Origin of the sequence: Tsukamurella sp. 1534 (assembly GCF_000312385.1) — a bacterium.
Classification (GTDB): domain Bacteria; phylum Actinomycetota; class Actinomycetes; order Mycobacteriales; family Mycobacteriaceae; genus Tsukamurella.
The window spans coordinates 179,737-197,746 of sequence record NZ_HE997627.1; the positions used below are offsets into that span (position 1 = coordinate 179,737).

Genomic DNA, 18,010 nt, shown 5'->3' on the forward strand with positions numbered 1-18,010 from the left:
AAGTCTGCCAGTGCTATGCGGGCGGCAGTTCGCGGTACCCGGGCCGCGGGCCGGAGCCGCCGGGCTCGCCGGCCGTGCCCTCGACGGTGCCGTCAACGACGGTCCCGAAGCCGCCGCCGAAGCCCTGGCCCTGACCGGCGAGGACGGTGACGAGGCCGGACTCCTCGACGAACCGCGCGACGCGCTTCGCCCCCACATAGGCGACGGCGGGTCGGACCAGCGCGCGCACCGGCTTGACCAGCAGCAGCAGGCCGAGGGCCGTGCTCACGACGCCGGGGACGGCGAGCAGGAACACGGCGCCCGCGAGGATGGCCGTGTCCATGAGCGCGGGACCCGCGGACCGCTGCCCGTCGAGCGCCTCGCCCAGGTCCTGCAGCACGCCCGCCGCGGTGCGGCGCAGCATGAGCACGCCGATGGCGGTGGCGGCGATGATCGTCAGGAGAGCCCAGCCGAACCCGAGCCACGCCACGAGTCCGGCGAACGCCGCGATCTCCACGACGAAGTAGGTCAGGAACGCGAACAGCTTCATACCGGGACAACGGACGAACCGGGTGAAAGGTTCCCCGCGCCCCGCGATGGTTCGATCGGGCGTCAGCGGTCCTCGAGGTCGCCCTCGGTCTCGAGGTAGACCTGCTGCAGCTCGGCGAGGAGCCGCGGGTCGGGTTCCTTCCACAGGTCCCGCTGCGAGGCCTCGAGGAGCCGCTCGGCGATCCCGTGCAGGGCCCACGGGTTGGACTCCTGCATGAACTTCCGGTTCTCGGGGTCGAGGACGTAGTTCTCGGTGAGCGTGTCGTACATCCAGTCGGCCATCACGCCCGCGGTGGCGTCGAAGCCGAAGAGGTAGTCCACCGTCGCGGCCATCTCGAAGGCGCCCTTGTAGCCGTGCCTGCGCATGGCCGCCATCCACCGCGGGTTCACGACGCGGGCGCGGAACACCCGGTTCGTCTCCTCGCTGAGCGTGCGGGTGCGCACGGTGTCCGGCCGCGTCGAATCCCCCACGTACGCCTCGGGGTCGGCGCCGGCGAGGTGGCGCACTGTGGCGACCATGCCGCCGTGGTACTGGAAGTAGTCGTCGGAGTCGGCGATGTCGTGCTCGCGGGTGTCGATGTTCTTGGCCGCGACGGCGATCCGGCGGTACGCGGAGCGCATGTCGTCGGCGGCGGGCACACCGTCGAGGCCTCGGCCGTAGGCGAACCCGCCCCAGGCCGTGTACACCTCGGCGAGGTCGGCGTCGGTCCTCCAGTTCTTGGAGTCGATGAGCTGCAGCAGCCCCGCGCCGTAGGTGCCCGGCTTGGACCCGAACACCCGGGTGGTGGCGCGGCGGGCGTCGCCGTGCTCGGCGAGGGCCGCGCGGGTGTGCGCCGCGACGTGATTCCTCTCGTCCGGCTCGTCGAGCTCGGCCACGAGCCGCACGGCGTCGTCGAGCATCGCGACGACGTGCGGGAACGCGTCGCGGAAGAACCCCGAGATGCGGACCGTCACGTCGATGCGGGGCCGGCCCAGCTCCTCGAGCCCGATGACCTCGAGGCCGGACACGCGGCGGGACTGCTCGTCCCACACCGGCGTCACGCCCAGCAGCGCGAGCACCTCGGCGATGTCGTCGCCCGCGGTGCGCATCGCGGAGGTGCCCCAGACGGACAGGCCCACCGATGCCGGGTACTCGCCGTGCTCGCCGAGGTACCGCTCCAGCAGCGATTCCGCGAGGTCCTGCCCCGTCGCCCAGGCCAGCCGCGAGGGGACCGCCTTGGGGTCCACGGAGTAGAAGTTCCGTCCCGTGGGCAACACGTTGACGAGGCCGCGCAGGGGCGAACCGGACGGGCCGGCCGGGACGAAGCCGCCGTCCAGCGCCCGCACGACGTGCGCCAGCTCGTCGGTCGTCCGGCGCAGCCGCGGCACGATCTCGGTGGCGGCGAAGTCGAGCACCTTCGCCACCGCGGGGTCCTCGGAGAGGGCGGCGACCGCGGCGGGCTCCCAGTCGCGTGCCGCTGCGGCCAGCACCAGTTCCCGGGCGCGGGATTCGAACTCGTCCGTCCGCACGCGGGAATCGGCACCGCCGACGGCGCTCTCGTCGAGTCCGAGCGCCTCACGCAGGCCCGGGGTGTGCACGGCGCCGGCCCACATCTGCTTCGCGCGGAGCATCGCCAGCACCAGATCGGTCTCGGCGTCGCCCTGCGGCGGCGCGCCGAGGATGTGCAGACCGTCGCGGATCTGGACGTCCTTGATCTCGCACAGCCACCCGTCGACGTGCAGCAGCATGTCGTCGAAGGCGTCCTCGTCGGGCTGGTCCTGCAGCCCCAGGTCGTGGTCGAGCTTGGCGGCCTGCAGCAGGGTCCAGATCTGCTGGCGGATCATCGGCAGCTTGGCGGGGTCCAGGCTCTGCACGTTGGCGTACTCGTCGAGGTGCTGTTCGAGGCGAGCGATGTCGCCGTAGCTCTCCGCGCGGGCCATGGGCGGCACCAGGTGGTCCACGAGCACGGCGTGCGCGCGGCGCTTGGCCTGTGTCCCCTCGCCGGGGTCGTTCACCAGGAACGGGTAGATCAGCGGCAGGTCGCCCAGCGCGGCGTCGGTGCCGCATTCGGCGGACATGCCCAGCGTCTTGCCGGGCAGCCACTCCAGGTTGCCGTGCTTGCCCAGGTGCACCACCGCGTCGGCGCCGAAGCCGTTCTCCCGGTCCGCGACCCACCGGTAGCTGGCCAGGTAGTGGTGGCTCGGCGGCAGGTCGGGGTCGTGGTAGATCGCCACGGGGTTCTCCCCGAACCCGCGCGGCGGCTGGACCATGACGGTGAGGTTGCCGAATCGCAGTGCGGCGACGGCGATGCCGGCGTCCTTCGTGGTGAACAGGGACCCGGGTGCCTCGCCCCAGTGTTCGGTCACGGAGTTCCGCAGGTTCTCCGGGAGCGTCGAGAACCATGCCCGGTAGGTCTCGGGGTCGACGGTGGCCTCGGCCGCGTCGAGCCGCTCGTCGGACAGCCAGTCGGGATCCTGCCCGCCGCGCGCGATCACGGCGTGGATGAAGGCGTCGGAGTCGTCGGCGTCCAGGCCCGGGATGTCGGCCGACGGCCCGAAGTCGTAGCCCTCGGCTCGCAGCCGGCGGATCAGTTCGAGGGCGGACCGCGGGGTGTCGAGCCCGACGGCGTTGCCGATCCGCGCGTGCTTGGTGGGGTACGCGGACAGCATGAGCGCGATCCGCTTCTCCGCGTTGGGGACGGTGCGAAGGCGGGCGTGGCGCAGCGCGAGACCGGCCACGCGGTCGGCGCGCTCGGGATCGGGGACGTACGCGGGCAGGCCGTCGTCGCCGATCTCCTTGAAGGAGAACGGCACCGTGATGATCCGGCCGTCGAATTCGGGGATCGCGACCTGCGTCGCCACGTCGAGCGGGCTGAGCCCGTCGTCACCGGCGATCCACTGCTCCCGCGACGTGGTCAGCGCCAGGGCCTGCAGGATCGGGATGTCGAGGGCGGCGAGCCGACCGACGTCCCAGGACTCGTCGTCACCGCCCGCGGCCGCCCCCGCCGCGTTGACGCCGCCCGCGGCGAGCACGGTCACCACAAGAGTGTCGAGCGTGGCGAGTTCCTCGTACAGCGCGTCGTCGGCGGTGCGGAGCGAGGCGCAGAAGATCGGTACGGCCGTCCCGCCCCGTTGCTCAATCGCTTCCGCCAGTGCGTCGATGTAGGCGGTGTTCCCGGCCAGGTGCTGGGCGCGGTAGTACAGGACGCCCACCCGCGGGCCCGTGGAGGCCGGCCGGTCGATGACGCCCCACTGGGGTGCCGCCACGGGAGGTTCGAAACCGTTCCCGGTGAGCAGCACGGTGTCCGAGAGGAAGTCGTACAGCTGTGCCAGGTTCTCGGGGCCGCCCTCCGCGAGGTAGCGGTGCGCCTCGGTGGCGACGCCGGCGGCCACCGTCGACGCCTCCATGAGGTCGGCATCGGGGGCCTGCTCCCCCGACACCACGACGACCGGTTTCCCGCTGGCGGCCAGTGCGTCGAGTCCGCTCTCCCAGTACCGGCGCCCGCCGAGGATGCGCACTACCACGATGTCCGCACCGTCGAGAAGCCCCGGAAGGTCCAGTTCGACGCTCAGCCGGGCGGGGTTGGCCAACCGGTAGTCGGCGCCACTGGCCTTCGCGCTCAGCAGGTCGGTGTCGGACGTGGAGAGCAGCAGGATCATGCCGTCGACAGTAGCTACAGCACGGAACCGTGCATGACCACGCCCTCCGCGGCCACCTCGACGGGGATCTCGGCGTCCGCCGCGTAGGCCACGGTGCTCGACGTCTCGATCCGCACGTCGTCGCCCACGGTGACCACGCAGTCCACCTCGAACAGGTCGATCCCGGCCTTGGTCAGCCGGTCGGTGATCCGCGCGCCGATCGAGCACACGTCGCCGATCCGCAGAGGTGCCACCTGGCGGACCGTCTGCGCGACGTGGAGCAGCCGGCTCACGGTGAAGTCCTCGATCTCCTCGGACATCATGGAGACGGCGGTCCTGAACACCGGTTGCGCGACGATCAGCGACGGCACCGGGCTGTCCGCGGGCACGACCCGGCTCATCGCGTACGGGACGTGCGGCGAGCGCGTGGCTCGCGCGTAGGAGCGCACGCCCTCCGAATCGACCGCGTAGGAGTCCTCCAGCCAGACGGGGTAGTCGCGGTGCGTCATTCGGCGGCCTCGACCTCCGCGTGCGCCATCGTGAGGTCCAGCAGAGCCATCATGCTGTGGTAGACGTCCGTGAGCGGCGAGATGTCGCGGGCGGCGCGGGCCCGGGCGACGGCTCCCTCGATCGAGCTCATGAACACCGAGGCGAACACGCGGGCGCCGTGCTCGTCGACCCCGTACTCGACGAGTGCGGCGGTGAACCGGCGCTCGCATTCGCGGTAGGCGGCGGTCGCGGCCTCCTGGACGCGCGGGGCACCGTCGGCGAGCGCGGCCGCGAGGAGCGGGCAGCCGACCCGGAAGTCGGACCGGACCAGGACGCGCTTCCACAGTTCGATGAACCGCCCGATCCACTCGTGCGGTTCGCCCTTGCTGGTGGCGGCGTCGATGTACCGAAGGAGGCGGCGGCCCGCGAGCGAGGTGGAGGCCTCGACCAGTTCGGCCTTGCCGCCGGGGAAGTACTGGTACAGCGAATTCTTCGAGGCCTGCGACTGTGCGGTGAGCTCGGCGAGGCCCGCATCGGCGAAGCCGTGCTGCCCCACGAGTGTCAGCGCGGTGTTGACCAGGCGGGCCCGAGGACGCGGCCGCGGCTTCGGTGCGGTGGGCATCGAGACGAATCCTCCCTCAGGTTCCGGTGAACGGCCGGTGCTCGTTGACGAATACATTGCTATCGCAGCGTCGCGCTTGTTTGAACCGCTCGGTTCATGTTACCAATACGGAGTCCATGAACCGAATGGTTCATCGGATCTTCCCCCTTCGAACGGAGTTACCCACGCATGACCGCCCCCGCCCCGATCGCGCCCGCCGCCCCCGCTGAGCGGCCCCATGCCGCCTATCTTGGGATCGGCGCGTATCGACCGCGGCGCGTGGTGCCGAACTCCGAGATCGTCGACAAGATCGACTCCAGTGACGAGTGGATCAAGACCCGTTCGGGCATCGAGTCGCGCCGGTTCGCGGAGGACGACGAGACCATCCTCATGATGTCGACCAAGGCCGCGGAGCGGGCGATCAAGGCGGCGAAGATCGACCCCGAGATCGTCGACTGCGTGATCTTCGCCAGCAACACCCGCCTCGAGCTGGGCCCGTCGATGGCCCCCCAGATCTCCCGTGAGCTGGGCCGCGTGGGCATCCCGGCGTTCGACATCACCGCGGGGTGCTCCGGATTCACCACCGCCGCGGCGATCGGCACCGATCTCATCCGCGCCGGTACCGCGAAGTACGTCGTGGTCGTGGGGGTCGAGCGCCTCTCCGACCTGATCTCCGAGAATGACCGGACCTGCGCGTTCATCTTCGCCGACGGCGCCGGTGCGGCGGTGCTCGGCCCGTCCGACGAGGTGGGGATCTCCCAGGTCTCGTGGGGCGCCGACGGCGACTTCACCACCGCCATCTACCAGGACAAGGACTTCGGCACCTACTTCGACGAGGTGCACGCCTCGGAGGGCACCCCGGAGATCCCCGAGCGTCCGTACCTGCGGATGGAGGGCCGCAAGGTGTTCCGCTGGGCCGCGACGGCGCTGCTGCCCGCCTGCCAGGAGGCGCTCAAGGTGGCCGGGCTGACGTCCAAGGACATCGACGTGTTCGTGCCGCACCAGGCGAACCTCCGCATCACCCAGGTGCTGATCAAGGCGCTGGAGCTGCGCGACGACTGCGTGGTCGCCGAGGACATCGTGACCACGGGCAACACCTCCGCCGCGTCCATCCCGCTGGCGGTCGAGGAGCTCATCCGCACGGGCAAGGCCCAGCCGGGCCAGACGGCGCTGCTCATGGCCTTCGGATCGGGCCTCGCGTACGCCGGCCACGTGATCACCCTGCCCCCGGTCGCGACCGAGGAGGACTGATCGCTCAGCGTCCCGACGCCTGCCCCGGCGTGCTGCGCCCGCACCCCGCGGGCGACGGTGCGCTGGTGCGGGTCCGGATCCCCGGCGGTGCGGTGACGCCCGCCCAGGTGGAGACACTCGCCGGCCTGGCGGGCGACGGCGATCTCGAGCTCACCTCCCGGGGCAACATCCAGGTGCGCGGCGTCGCCGACCCGGACGCCGCGCGGGACGCGCTGCGCGACGCCGGCCTGCTGCCCTCGGACAGCCACGAACGGGTGCGCAACATCCTGGGCCGCCCGCAGGCGCCCGGGCCCACCGCGCTCGACGCGGCGCTGATCGCGCGGCCCGCGCTCGCCGAGCTCCCCGGCCGGTTCCTGTTCGCGATCGACGAGCCCTCCGTGGCCGCCGACGTCGAATCCCGTTCGGGCGTCCTGTATCTCGACGGGTTCCCGACAGACCTGCCGGGCACCGTCGAGAGCGTTCTCGATGCGGCGCAGGCGTTCCTCGACCTGCGGGGCGACGAGTGGCGCCTGCGGGACCTGCCCGACGGTGCGCCCCGGGTCGCCGCCGCGCTCGGCGGGACCGTGGTGGGCCCCCGCGACGTGCCCGACGTGCCGGACCCGCCCGTCGGCTGGTTCGACGAGCCCGACGGCACGGTGACCCTGGGCGCCGGTGTGCGCCTGGGCCGGATCGACGGCCGCACCGCGCGCTTCGTCGCGGCCGTGGGACGCCCCGTGACCGTCACGCCGTGGCGCACGCTGCTGCTCCACGGCCTGGACGAGGGCGCCGCCGAGACGGTGGTCCGGGTCCTGGCCCCGATGGGACTCGTGTTCGACGCGGACTCCCCGTGGCTGCGCGTGAGCGCGTGCGTGGGCGACCACGGCTGCGCCCGCGCCGAGGGCGACTCGCTGGCCCACGCCGCGGAGCTGGTCCACGGGATCGATGACGGGGACCGCGTCCACGTGGTCGCCTGCGAGCGCGGATGCGGCGCACCCCGCGGTGAACACCGGCTGGTGATCACCTCCGCCGATGGCGACGAATAGACTCCCGGCGTGCACGAGTACCTCACCGACGGCGCCGAGATCTATCGGCGGTCGTTCGCCACCATTCGCGCCGAATCGGACCTGTCCGGTCTCGCGGGCGACGCGGAGACGGTGGCGGTGCGCATGATCCACGCCGCCGGGCAGACGGACCTGGCTCGGGACATCCGGATCTCCGAGGGCGCCGTCGCGGCAGGGCGCGCGGCGCTGCGCGCCGGCGCACCCGTCCTCACCGACGCGAACATGGTGGCGCACGGCGTGACCCGCGCCCGGCTCCCCGCGGACAACGAGGTGCTGTGCCTGCTCCGCGATCAGCGGGTGCCCGCGCTCGCCGCACAGTCGGGTACCACCCGGAGCGCCGCGGCGGTCGAGCTGTGGGGCGACCGGCTCGACGGGGCCGTGGTGGCCATCGGGAATGCGCCGACGGCGCTCTTCCACCTGTTGAATCTACTGGCAGACGGGGCGCCCAGGCCGGCGGTGGTGCTGGGGATCCCGGTCGGGTTCATCGGTGCCGCCGAGTCCAAGGAGGCCCTGATCGCGGACGCGCCGGGGCTGGCGATCGACTACATCAGCGTGCTCGGCCGCCGGGGCGGCAGCGCTATCACGGCGGCGGCGCTCAACGCGCTGGCGCGGGAGGAGGAACTGTGACGGGGGTGCTGTACGGCGTGGGCGTGGGCCCGGGCGATCCGGAGCTGGTCACCGTCAAGGCGGCGCGGATCATCGGCGAGGCCGATGTGATCGCGTATCACAGTGCGCGGCACGGCCGCTCCAACGCGCGGGCGTCGGCGGCTCCGTACCTGCACGAAGGCCGGACCGAGGTGCGCCTGATGTACCCGATCACCACGGAGTCCACCGACCACCCGGGCGGCTACCGCGGTGCGCTCGACGACTTCTACGCCGAGGCCGCCGAGCAACTTGCCGAACACCTGGCCGCCGGCCGCACCGTCGCGCTGCTCGCCGAGGGCGACCCGATGTTCTACAGCTCGTACATGCACATGCACAAGCGGCTCGCCGGCCGGTTCGAGTGCGTCATCGTGCCCGGCGTCACCTCCGTCAGCGCCGCCGCGGCCGCCACCGGAGTGCCCCTCGTCGAGGCGGACGAGATCCTCACCGTGCTGCCCGGCACGCTGCCCGAGCCCGAGCTCCGGCGGCGGCTCGCCGACACCGACGCCGCGGCGATCATGAAGCTGGGCAGGACCTTCCCCGCCGTGTCCGCCGCCCTGCACGACGCGGACAGGTCGGACGCGGCCACCTACGTCGAACGCGCCAGCCGCGCGGACGAGCGCGTACTCCCCCTGGACGACGTCTCCGCCGGGGACGTCCCGTACTTCGCGACGGTGCTCGTGCCGGGCCGGCTCAACGCGCCCTCCCCCGCCCCGCACGGCGAGGTGGTGGTCGTGGGCCTCGGGCCGGGCGACTCCGCCTGGACCACGCCCGAGGTGCGCCATGAGCTCGCGGAGGCCACGGACATCGTCGGGTACCTGACGTACACCGATCGCGTGCATCCCCGCCCCGGGCAGCGGATCCACGCCTCGGACAACCGCGTCGAGGCCGGGCGTGCACGGCACGCCCTGGCACTGGCCGCGGACGGTGCGCGCGTCGCGGTGGTCAGCTCGGGCGACCCCGGTGTCTTCGCCATGGCGTCCGCGGTCGCGGAGGTCGCCGCCGAGCCGGCGTTCGACGGCGTGCGCGTGCGGGTGCTGCCCGGCATGACGGCGGCGAACGCCGTGGCGAGCCGCGTGGGCGCGCCGCTGGGACACGACTACGCGATGCTCTCGCTGTCGGACTACCTCAAGCCGTGGGACGTGATCGAGGCGCGACTGCGGGCCGTCGGCGAAGCCGATCTGGCTCTCGCCGTGTACAACCCGGCGTCGAAGACGAGGCGCGCGCAGGTGGTGCGGATGCGCGAGGTGCTCCTCGAATCGCGGAAGCCGGACACCGTGGTGATCGTGGGGCGCGCCGTGGGCTCGCCCGAGGAGTCGGTCACCGTCACCACCCTCGGTGATCTCGACCCCGCCTCCGTGGACATGCGCTGCCTACTCATCGTCGGCTCCTCACGCACCGAGGTGACCGAGCGCGGCGGCGGACGCATCGTGCACACCCCCCGCCGCTACTGACCCCACCCCCACCCCGAGGAGACACACGATGGCCAAGGCCTATTGGATGGCGTTCTACACCGAGATCCGCGACCCCGAGAAGGTCGCGGCGTACGCCGCGCTCGGCGGGCCGGCGATCACCGCGGCCGGCGGGCGCTTCCTGGCCCGCGGGCTCCCGTCAGTCACGTACGAGGCGGGGCTCGAGGAGCGGACGACGCTCATCGAGTTCGACAGCCTCGAGGCCGCCGTGGCCGCGCACGATTCGCCCGCCTACCAGGAGGCCCTCGCCGCCCTCGGCGACGGCGCCGTCCGGGAGATCCGGATCAGCGAAGGGGCCTGACCGGGCTACAGGTGCGGCGCGTGGTCGCCGAGCGGACCGCTGACCGCGATCGATGGCGTCCCGTCGTCGGTGTGGATCACCGAACCGACCACCCGGTAGACCTCGCGGAGCATGGCCTCGGTGATCACCTCCTGCGGTGTGCCGGTGGAGTGGACCGCGCCGTCCCGCAGCACGACGACGCGGTCCGCGAACCGCGCCGCGTGCCCCAGATCGTGCAGGCACACCACGACGGTCGCCGGGCGCTCGTGGGCGTAGCGCCGGATGGCCCCGAGCAGGGTGAGCTGGTTGTGCAGGTCCAAGCTGCTGGTCGGCTCGTCGAGCAGCAGCGCACCGGGTCGCCGAACCACTGCCTGCGCGAAGCTCACGAGCTGGCGCTGACCGCCCGAGAGCCGGGCCATCGACCGCGTGGAGAGATCGGCGATCGCCAGATCGTCGAGGACCCGGGCCACCCGCCTGCCGTCCGCCCGGGGCACGCGGAGCGACGAACGCCGGCGCAGCGCGAGCAGGACCGCCTCGAACACCGTGAGGGTGCTCGGCGGCGGCGGATCCTGCGGGAGGTACAGCGGCTGTTCACCGGTCACCGTGCCCGTGTGCCGCTGCAATCCGGCGATGCTCCGCAGCAGCGTCGACTTCCCGGCGCCGTTCGGGCCCACCAGTGCCGTCACCTCGCCCGCCGGGAGCGGGGGCAGCGTGACACCGCGCAGCACCTCCGTCGATCCGTAGCGGACCGCGACGCCGGTCACCGACACCGCCGCGGTCATGTCCAGCTCCTCTGTCGCCGGGTCATGATCACGAGCAGGAACACGGGTACGCCCACCAGGGACGTGATCACCCCGACGGGGACGATCACGCCCGGAACCAGCAGCTTGCTGATCACCGAGGCGCCGGCCAGGAGCGCGGCGCCGGAGAACAGCGAGGCAGGCAACAGGAATCGCTGATCCTCCCCTACCAGGGCCCGCGCGATGTGCGGCCCCACGAGGCCGATGAAGCCGATGGTGCCGGCGATGGAGACGGCCGTGGCCGCGAGGACCGACACCCCGATCAGCGACGCGGTCCGCACGCGGTCCACGTTCACACCGAGGGCCGCGGCGCGGTCGTCGCCGAGCCGGAACGCGGTGAGCGTCCAGGCCGAGCGGTAGAAGAGCGGTACGACCACCGCCACCAGGCCGGCGAGCAGCCCCAGCTGGGGCCACGTCGCGCGGCCCAGGCTGCCGAGGGTCCAGAAGATCACCTGCTGCAGCTGAACCTCCGAGGCGATGTACTGCATCAGCGCGAGCAACGCGTTGAACAGGAACACGATCGCGATGCCCAGCAGGATCATGCTCTCCGCGCCGGCGCCGCGGACGCGACTGAACACGAGGATGGCAGCGCAGGCTCCGATCGCGAAAACCCATGCGCTCGCCGCCATCCCGAGGTTCGCGCCGAACGGGAGGACACTCACCCCCAGCACCGCGACCAGGGCGGCGCCGAAGCCGGCCGCAGCCGAGATTCCCAGCGTGTAGGGCTCCGCGAGCGGGTTGCCGAGGATGGTCTGCATCTCGACACCCGCGACGGACAGGGCCGCCCCGACCAGCACCGCCGTCACGGACATGGGGAGCCGGATCTGCCACACCACCTCGCGGTCCACGGCGCGCGCGTCGAACGGCGCGACGAGCGTGTGCGCCAGGTCGGCCAGCGGCATCTGGGCTCCGCCGACCACGATGTCGGCGCAGAACGCGGCCGCCGCGAGGACGGCGAGGAGGGCGACCACCGCGCACCGTCGCCGGGCGAGGCGACGGTACGCGCGCTCCCCCGCGCCGGCCCGATCGCGGTGCGGCGCCGGAGCGGCCGTGGCGGTCACCCGAGTCCCGTCCAGAACGTCCCGCTCGACGGGATCGGCAGGAACTTCTCGTGCAGCTCCTGGAGCCCCGACGCGGGGTCGACGTCGCCGAACAGGTTCGGATGCAGGGCCTTCCCGATCCATTGCACGCCGAGGTAGTTGTAGGGCGAGTCGTAGAAGTGGTGCCAGATCCCGAACGCCCGGCGGTCGCGCACGGCGCGCAGTTCCCCGAACCCGGGCTGTTGGGCGAGCACCACCCGCAGCTGGTCGGAGGCCGCGGTCGCGGTCTCGCGGTAACCCAGGGAGATGTACCCACCGGGCTTGACGGGCGACTTCCCGGGCGCCCAGTCCGCGCCGGTCGCGAGCACGACGTCCGGGTTGCTCCGGATCACCGCCTCCGGCGAGACGGTGCCCTGCGGGGTCGAGATCATCTGATCGCCCAGGTTGGCTCCGCCGGCCTCGGTCACCAGTGCCGCGAGGTTGGACCGCGCGAACGTCGAGCAGCAGTCGTAGTACCCCGGCGCGCGCCAGACGAACGTCGGAGTCCGGGGAGCGTTCGCCCGGGCGAGCCGTTCGCGCACCTCGCCGATCTTCGCGTCGTAGTAGCCGGCGAACTTCTCCGCCTCGGCCTGCCGGCCCAGCAGCTCGCCGAGGATCCGCACGCTCGCGGTGGTGTGCTTGACCGGTTCCACGAAGTAGTCGATCACCACGGTGGGGATGCCGGCGCGTTCGAGCCGGTCCACGATCCCCGCGCTCTGCGCCGCCTTGAAGCTGGCCGCGCTCACGACGAAGACATCGGGCCGCACCGAGAGGGCCTGCTCCGCCGAGAGCGAACCGTCCCACACCTCACCGGTTTTCGTAATGCGTTCCGCCTGCGGAAACTTCTTCCGGTACAGGTCCCAGGTGTCCGGATCGTTCTGCTCGAGATCGTCCGGCCAGCCGACCACGTTGCGAGTGGGGTCGTCCCGGTTGAGGAGGGCCGTCGTGTACAGCAGCCGCTGGCCGCCGAGCAGGATCCTCTCCGCCGGCGCCCGCACCGTCACCGTGCGTCCCAGCACATCGGTGATCTTCCTCTCCTCCGGCTTCGGATGGTCCGAATCCTGGGATCCGGCACCGCATCCGGTGACGGCGACGACGAACGCCAGCAGCGTCGCGGCGATGGCGGTCCGCGATCGATTCCCCACGGGGATCGCACTCTTCACGTTGTGATTCCTCTCGGTTCGAGGCCAGGAAAGTTGGAAAGGCTAGCCTATGAACCTTTCGAACGCGCCGATGCTAACAACATAGTGTATTGACAATCATTATCAACAGTCGGCAGGATGGTCGGGCGGCGTCCGCGTGTCAAGGTTCCGTAAACGTTCCCTAAAGCGTTGTGCTGCTGCCTGTTTGGTGTCGAAAGTCACCGGCGTCCTGATGTTGCCACACCTGACTGCTTAAGGCTAGGTTTCCCTAATATGACGAACCGAGATCGACGTATGCACATACTCACCCGCAGTGATCTCCGGGACCTCGAACTCGATCCGGCCGAGGCGATCGGGCTGGTGGAGGACGGCTACCTCGCGTACTCCGCCGGCGCTTCGCGGAATCCGGCCAAGCTGATGATGGATCTCCCGGACCGGCAGCGTGATTCGGTCGCGTACTCGATGCTCGGCTACGACGGCTCGCTCGAGCAGGCGGCGTTCAAGACCAGTTACCGGCAGGGCGGCACGTCGGCGGACAAGTACTACACCACCATCAGCCTGTACGACGACGCCACCGGCGCGCCCTTCGCGCTGCTGGACGGTCAACGGGTGGGCGCCACGAGGACTCCCGCCAGCACGGCGCTCATCGCGCGGAGCTGCGCGCGGCCCGGTGCAGACACGGCGCTCATGGTGGGCACCGGCGTACAGGGCGTCAGGACTCTCCCCTACCTGCTCAGCGCCGTGGGGTCGCTCAAGCGAATCCGTTTGTTCGGTACTCATCCGGACGGCATCCGCGACAGCGTCGCCGCGGTGGCCGCGCACTTCCCCGACCAGGAGGTCGAACTCGTCGACGACGTCGAGGCCGCCGCGCGCGACGCCGACGTCGTGGTCGCCGCGTCGGGCCGCGCCGCGCACCCGAAGATCCGGCTCGGCTGGCTGCCCCCGGGCGGCCTGCTGATCTCCGTGGCGAGCAAGGGCGTTCAGGAGGGAACCCTCGCCGAAGCCGACTACACCGTGGCGACGAGCGCTGCGCAGGTGGAGGTCACGGGGCGGCGGATGGCGGGGGCCGACGGCGAGTACCGGCTGGACGCCGAGCTGCCCGAGATCCTCGCCGGGCGCGCGCCCGGACGCCGGTCGGACGACGACCGGGTCTTCGCGTTCAGCAGCGGCATGGTGATCACGGACATCCCGGTGGCACACGCGCTCGCGACCAGGGCGATCGCGGCGGGCCGCGGAACCGAGGTGGCCCTGTGGTCCTGACCCGATCCGCCCCGGCCCACTCTCCGCCGTTGCCCGCGATCGAGCGCCCCTGGGCGGCCGAGCTCCGCGCGGCCCCCGCGCTGTGGGACATCGCGCGCGCCGTGGGCGGAGGCCCCTTCCACGTGATCCACCCCGCCACGTTCGCGGACAACCTCACCGGGATGATCTCCGCGCTGGCGGACGCCGACGTGCGGGGAACCGTCTACTACGGCAAGAAGGCCAACAAGGCCGCGGCATGGTTGCCGGAGTGCGCCCGGCCGTCCGCCGGAGTCGACGTGGCGAGTGTTCCCGAACTGGTCCAGGCACTCGGCAACGGGATCCGGGGCGAGGACATCGGCGTGACCGGCGCCGCCAAACCCGACGGCCTGATGTGGTTGTCGCTGCGGCACGGATGCCTCCTGGCGATCGACGCGGCCGATGAACTCGAGCGCCTCGGCGCCGTGGCGCGGACGCACGGCGAGACCGCGCGGATTCTGCTGCGGGTGCGGCCACCGTCGGCCCCGTCGTCCCGGTTCGGTTTCGCGCCGGACGATCTCGCCGCCGCGATGCGACGCTGCCGCGAGCTCCCCGTCGAACTCCTGGGGTTCTCCTTCCACCTCGACGGGTACGCGCCCGCGCCCCGCGCGGAGCTCGCCGCCGCCCTGATCGACGCGTGCGCGGACGCCCGGGCGCTCGGACACCGGGCGGACCGGATCAGCATCGGCGGCGGGATCGCCTGCTCGTACGTCTCCCGCGACGCGTGGGAGCGGTTCGAGCAGGACCGGCACGACGGATGGTTCCACGCCGGCCGCAATCCGGCGAAGACCTACCCGTACCACCAGGCGCCGACCGGTGCGGCGATGGTCGCGGCGATCCTGGAACACGACTGCGGCGGAGCGACTCTCGCGCATCGCCTGCGCGAGGCCGGCGTCTCGCTCCTGCTGGAACCGGGTCGGGCACTGGTCGACGGCGCCGGGTTCTCCGCCTTCCCCGTCCTGGGCTGCAAGCCCAGCGACGGCGACCATCTGCTGACCACCGTCGCGGGCCTGTCGATGAGCCTGTCCGAGCAGTGGAAGGGCAGCGAGTACCTGCCCGACCCCGTCCTCGTCCGCGCGCCCGGTTCGCCGCCGGAAGCCGAATCCGCCGGGGTGCGGACTGCGATCGCGGGGTCCAGCTGCATGGAGTACGACGTGTTGACGTGGCGCGCCGTCCCCGTCCCGGGGGTGCCGCGCAGGGGCGACCTCCTGATCTACCCCAACACCGCCGGCTACCAGATGGACAAGAACGAGAGTGGATTCCATCAGCTGCCACTGCCCCCGAAAGTGGTGATCGAGGGCGGCGGCCGCTGGCGCCTCGACACCGATCATCCGACCCAGGAGATCTGATGTCCATCGTGCAGCGCGCCTCCGAGCTCATCGGCGACACGCCCCTGCTCGAACTCGCGCGTACCGGAACGGGAACGCGCCTGCTGCTCAAGCTCGATCATCTCAACCCCACGGGTTCCTGCAAGGTGCGGATGGCCCGGCAGATGATCGACGAGGCGGAGCGGGAGGGCAGGCTGCTGCCCGGTGGCCGCATCGTCGAGCCCACCTCGGGCAACACCGGATGCGGGCTCGCCCTCGTCGCTCTCGAGCGCGGGTACCGGTTCACCGCGGTGGTGGACCGGCACGCGGCCCGCGAGAAGCTGCGGATGCTCACCGCCCTCGGTGCCGAGCTCGTGTTCGTCGAGACGCCGCCGGGCGGCGGCGTGGCCTCGGTACAGCGGCGCGCGGTGGCCGCCCGGATCGCCGAGGAGACCGGCGCCTTCCACCCCGATCAGCACAACAACGCGGGCAATGCCAACGGCTACACCGGGCTCGCGTTCGAGCTCGCGCGGCAATTGGGCACCGTGGACGCCCTGATCGCCGCCGTCGGCACGGGGGGATCGCTCTGCGGCACCATCCGCGCGATGCGCTCGGCGGGGCACGCGACCCGCGCCGTCGCTGTCGAGCCGGAGGGGTCGATCATCTTCGGCGGCCCACCGGGCCTCTACCACCAGACCGGCGCCGGGAGTCCCGCCGGTTTCCCGGTGGGAAGCAACATCGACCGCTCCGTGATCGACGCAGCGCACCGGGTGTCCGACGCCGACGCCTTCGCCGGGGCCCGGGTCGTGGCGCGCCGCACCGGCGTGCTCGTGGGCGGCACGACCGGCGGTGCGATCCACGTGGCGCTGCGGCGGTTGTTCACCTTCCCGGCGGAGAGCACCGTGGTGGTCCTCTGCAACGACGCCGGCGAGAAGTACCTCGACTCCGTGTACGACGACGACTGGCTCCGCGAGCGCGGCGTGTTCGACGAGCTCGCGCACCGTCGGGTCCACCGCTGGTTCGCCGCCTATGACGAGTCCGTCCGGGCAGCGGCCCGCGACGGGTCCGCGCGCCTCGTGGAGGTGGGTGCGTGACGAGGGCCGCCACACCACCCGTCGGCGGATATCGCGAGGTGACCGCCCTCGCCGCGCCGATCGCGGGAATCCAACTGGCGCAGGTGGCGCTGACCAGCGTCGACCTCGCCATGCTGGGGCTGCTCGGCGTGACCGCCGTCGCCGCGGGCGGTCTCGCCATCCTGCTCTACAACCAGGTCCGCACGATGTGCGTCGGCATGGTGACCGGCGTCGGGAACCTCGTCGCCGCGGCGGCGGGCGCCGGCGAGGCGCGGACCGGCACGGACGAGGTGGACGATGCCGCGCGCGACGAGATCCGCTCGCTGCTGCGATCGGCGCTCCTCGTGGCCACCGCGACGGCGGCGGCCGGCGCAACGGTCCTGTGCGGCATCGGCTTCGCCCTCCCGCTGCTGGGGCAGCGCCCCGAGATCGTGACGTCGGCGCAGGCGATGATCTTCGCCCTCGCGGGCGGCCTCTTCCCCATGGTGTGGCTCAACGTCCTGCGACAGTTCGCCGTCGGGCTGCGGCGGCCGGGGTCGCTCCTCGCGGTCACGCTCGTGTCGATCGCGGTGAACGCCCTCTGCAACGGAGCCTTCATCTACGGCTGGGCGGGACTGCCCCGGCTGGGCATCGCCGGCGTCGGCCTGTCGACCACGATGGTGCAGCTGTTCACCCTGGCCGCGTTCGCCACGACAGTCCGCCGGGACCCCGTGCTGCGGTCGATGGTCTCCCTCGCTCCCTGGCGCGCCGACCCGGCCGTGGTCCGCCACATCGTGCGGCACGGGACGCCGATCTGCTTCACGTACGGCTCCGAGGCCGCGATCACCTCGATCGCGACCCTCATGATGGGGACCTTCGGGCCTGCGATGCTGGCCGCCTCCAACGTCGCGAATCAGTTGGCGTACATCGTGTACCAGTGCAACATCGGCCTCTCGCAGGGATCGTCGATCCTGGTGAGCCGCGCGGTGGGCCGCGGCGACGAGAACCTCGCCGGGGACATCGCCCGGCGCGCGCTCACGCTGTCGTGGGCGTTCATGGCGGTGGTGAGTCTGGCGTACGTCGTCGCGCCCCAGGTCGTGCTGTGGCCGTTCCTCCGCGATCAGCAGGACGGTGCCGTGGTCGCCACCGCGGGCACGCTCCTCCTGTTCGCCGTCGCCCAGCAGTACAGCAAGGGCACGCAGAACATCCTCGTCGGGCTGCTCCGCGGGCTCGGCGACACGAAATCCGGCCTGCGCTGCACACTGATCGGGTACTGGGCGATCGGCGTCCCGGTGATGGCGTTGTGCGCGTACGCGTTCGGCTGGGGTGGATGGGGCGTGTGGACGGGGCTCTGCGCCGGCTTCGCCGCGACCGCCGTCCTGCTCGCGCGCCGCTTCCGCGCGTCGCTGCACGCCGGCGACACGCCCTAGCGGG

16 protein-coding genes are annotated in these 18,010 nt (G+C 71.8%); 9 read left to right on the top strand and 7 right to left on the bottom strand.

The features are described from left to right. Positions 1 to 13: 13 nt before the first annotated feature. The 4 genes from BN39_RS13230 to BN39_RS23520 form a co-directional block, all read right to left on the bottom strand. Complete coding sequence (locus BN39_RS13230) at positions 14 to 529, bottom strand: FxsA family protein (RefSeq protein WP_019202891.1); 516 nt, start codon at positions 527 to 529, stop codon at positions 14 to 16. A gap of 62 nt (positions 530 to 591) precedes the next feature. Continuing rightward, positions 592 to 4,167, bottom strand: a complete 3,576-nt coding sequence (gene cobN / locus BN39_RS13235; RefSeq protein ID WP_019202892.1) for a cobaltochelatase subunit CobN — start codon at positions 4,165 to 4,167, stop codon at positions 592 to 594. A 14-nt stretch (positions 4,168 to 4,181) separates the two neighbouring features. Further along, the gene (locus BN39_RS13240; protein ID WP_019202893.1) at positions 4,182 to 4,655 is read right to left on the bottom strand and encodes a MaoC family dehydratase N-terminal domain-containing protein; all 474 of its coding nucleotides are present in this window, start codon (positions 4,653 to 4,655) and stop codon (positions 4,182 to 4,184) included. Then, a complete protein-coding gene (locus BN39_RS23520; protein WP_019202894.1) occupies positions 4,652 to 5,257 on the bottom strand; it encodes a TetR/AcrR family transcriptional regulator in 606 nt (201 codons plus the stop codon). Before BN39_RS23520 ends, BN39_RS13240 begins: the two co-directional genes overlap by 4 nt. A 168-nt stretch (positions 5,258 to 5,425) precedes the next feature. Between BN39_RS23520 and fabH the strand changes: the two genes are divergently transcribed. The 5 genes from fabH to BN39_RS13270 are packed head-to-tail and all read left to right on the top strand — an operon-like array spanning position 5,426 to position 9,942. Next, positions 5,426 to 6,487 (top strand): beta-ketoacyl-ACP synthase III, encoded by a 1,062-nt coding sequence (gene fabH, locus BN39_RS13250; RefSeq protein ID WP_040767946.1) that lies wholly within the window; start codon positions 5,426 to 5,428, stop codon positions 6,485 to 6,487. Positions 6,488 to 6,516: 29 nt separating this feature from the next. Continuing rightward, complete coding sequence (locus tag BN39_RS13255) at positions 6,517 to 7,509, top strand: hypothetical protein (protein WP_019202896.1); 993 nt, start codon at positions 6,517 to 6,519, stop codon at positions 7,507 to 7,509. Between the two features lie 9 nt (positions 7,510 to 7,518). Further along, positions 7,519 to 8,154: a precorrin-8X methylmutase gene (locus BN39_RS13260; protein WP_019202897.1), complete on the top strand. Its 636-nt coding sequence runs from the start codon at positions 7,519 to 7,521 to the stop codon at positions 8,152 to 8,154. After that, positions 8,151 to 9,623 carry a precorrin-2 C(20)-methyltransferase gene (locus tag BN39_RS13265; RefSeq protein ID WP_019202898.1) on the top strand — a complete coding sequence of 491 codons (1,473 nt, stop codon included), beginning with the start codon at positions 8,151 to 8,153 and terminating at the stop codon, positions 9,621 to 9,623. Before BN39_RS13260 ends, BN39_RS13265 begins: the two co-directional genes overlap by 4 nt. Positions 9,624 to 9,651: 28 nt before the next feature. Next, positions 9,652 to 9,942, top strand: coding sequence for a DUF1330 domain-containing protein (locus BN39_RS13270; RefSeq protein WP_019202899.1), 291 nt, complete (start codon positions 9,652 to 9,654; stop codon positions 9,940 to 9,942). Positions 9,943 to 9,947: 5 nt separating this feature from the next. On the opposite strand, the gene BN39_RS13275 is transcribed toward BN39_RS13270, so the two are convergent. Genes BN39_RS13275 through BN39_RS13285 form a run of 3 tightly spaced genes read right to left on the bottom strand, consistent with a single transcriptional unit; the run spans position 9,948 to position 12,963 of the window. After that, entirely contained in the window at positions 9,948 to 10,703 is a 756-nt protein-coding gene (locus BN39_RS13275; RefSeq protein WP_019202900.1) for an ABC transporter ATP-binding protein, read from the bottom strand. Further along, positions 10,700 to 11,782: an iron ABC transporter permease gene (locus BN39_RS13280; protein ID WP_019202901.1), complete on the bottom strand. Its 1,083-nt coding sequence runs from the start codon at positions 11,780 to 11,782 to the stop codon at positions 10,700 to 10,702. The genes BN39_RS13275 and BN39_RS13280 overlap by 4 nt, the downstream gene beginning before the upstream one ends. Next, positions 11,779 to 12,963, bottom strand: coding sequence for an ABC transporter substrate-binding protein (locus tag BN39_RS13285; RefSeq protein ID WP_019202902.1), 1,185 nt, complete (start codon positions 12,961 to 12,963; stop codon positions 11,779 to 11,781). The genes BN39_RS13280 and BN39_RS13285 overlap by 4 nt, the downstream gene beginning before the upstream one ends. Positions 12,964 to 13,236: 273 nt before the next feature. Here BN39_RS13285 and BN39_RS13290 point away from each other — a divergent pair, with 273 nt between their 5' ends. Genes BN39_RS13290 through BN39_RS13305 form a run of 4 tightly spaced genes read left to right on the top strand, consistent with a single transcriptional unit; the run spans position 13,237 to position 18,006 of the window. Beyond that, positions 13,237 to 14,202, top strand: a complete 966-nt coding sequence (locus BN39_RS13290; RefSeq protein ID WP_019202903.1) for an ornithine cyclodeaminase — start codon at positions 13,237 to 13,239, stop codon at positions 14,200 to 14,202. A 29-nt stretch (positions 14,203 to 14,231) separates the two neighbouring features. Then, positions 14,232 to 15,566 (top strand): alanine racemase, encoded by a 1,335-nt coding sequence (locus tag BN39_RS13295; protein WP_237741694.1) that lies wholly within the window; start codon positions 14,232 to 14,234, stop codon positions 15,564 to 15,566. Beyond that, entirely contained in the window at positions 15,566 to 16,618 is a 1,053-nt protein-coding gene (locus tag BN39_RS13300) for a PLP-dependent cysteine synthase family protein (RefSeq protein ID WP_019202905.1), read from the top strand. The genes BN39_RS13295 and BN39_RS13300 overlap by 1 nt, the downstream gene beginning before the upstream one ends. Further along, positions 16,615 to 18,006, top strand: coding sequence for an MATE family efflux transporter (locus BN39_RS13305; protein WP_040767952.1), 1,392 nt, complete (start codon positions 16,615 to 16,617; stop codon positions 18,004 to 18,006). Before BN39_RS13300 ends, BN39_RS13305 begins: the two co-directional genes overlap by 4 nt. The last annotated feature ends 4 nt before the right edge of the window (positions 18,007 to 18,010 follow it).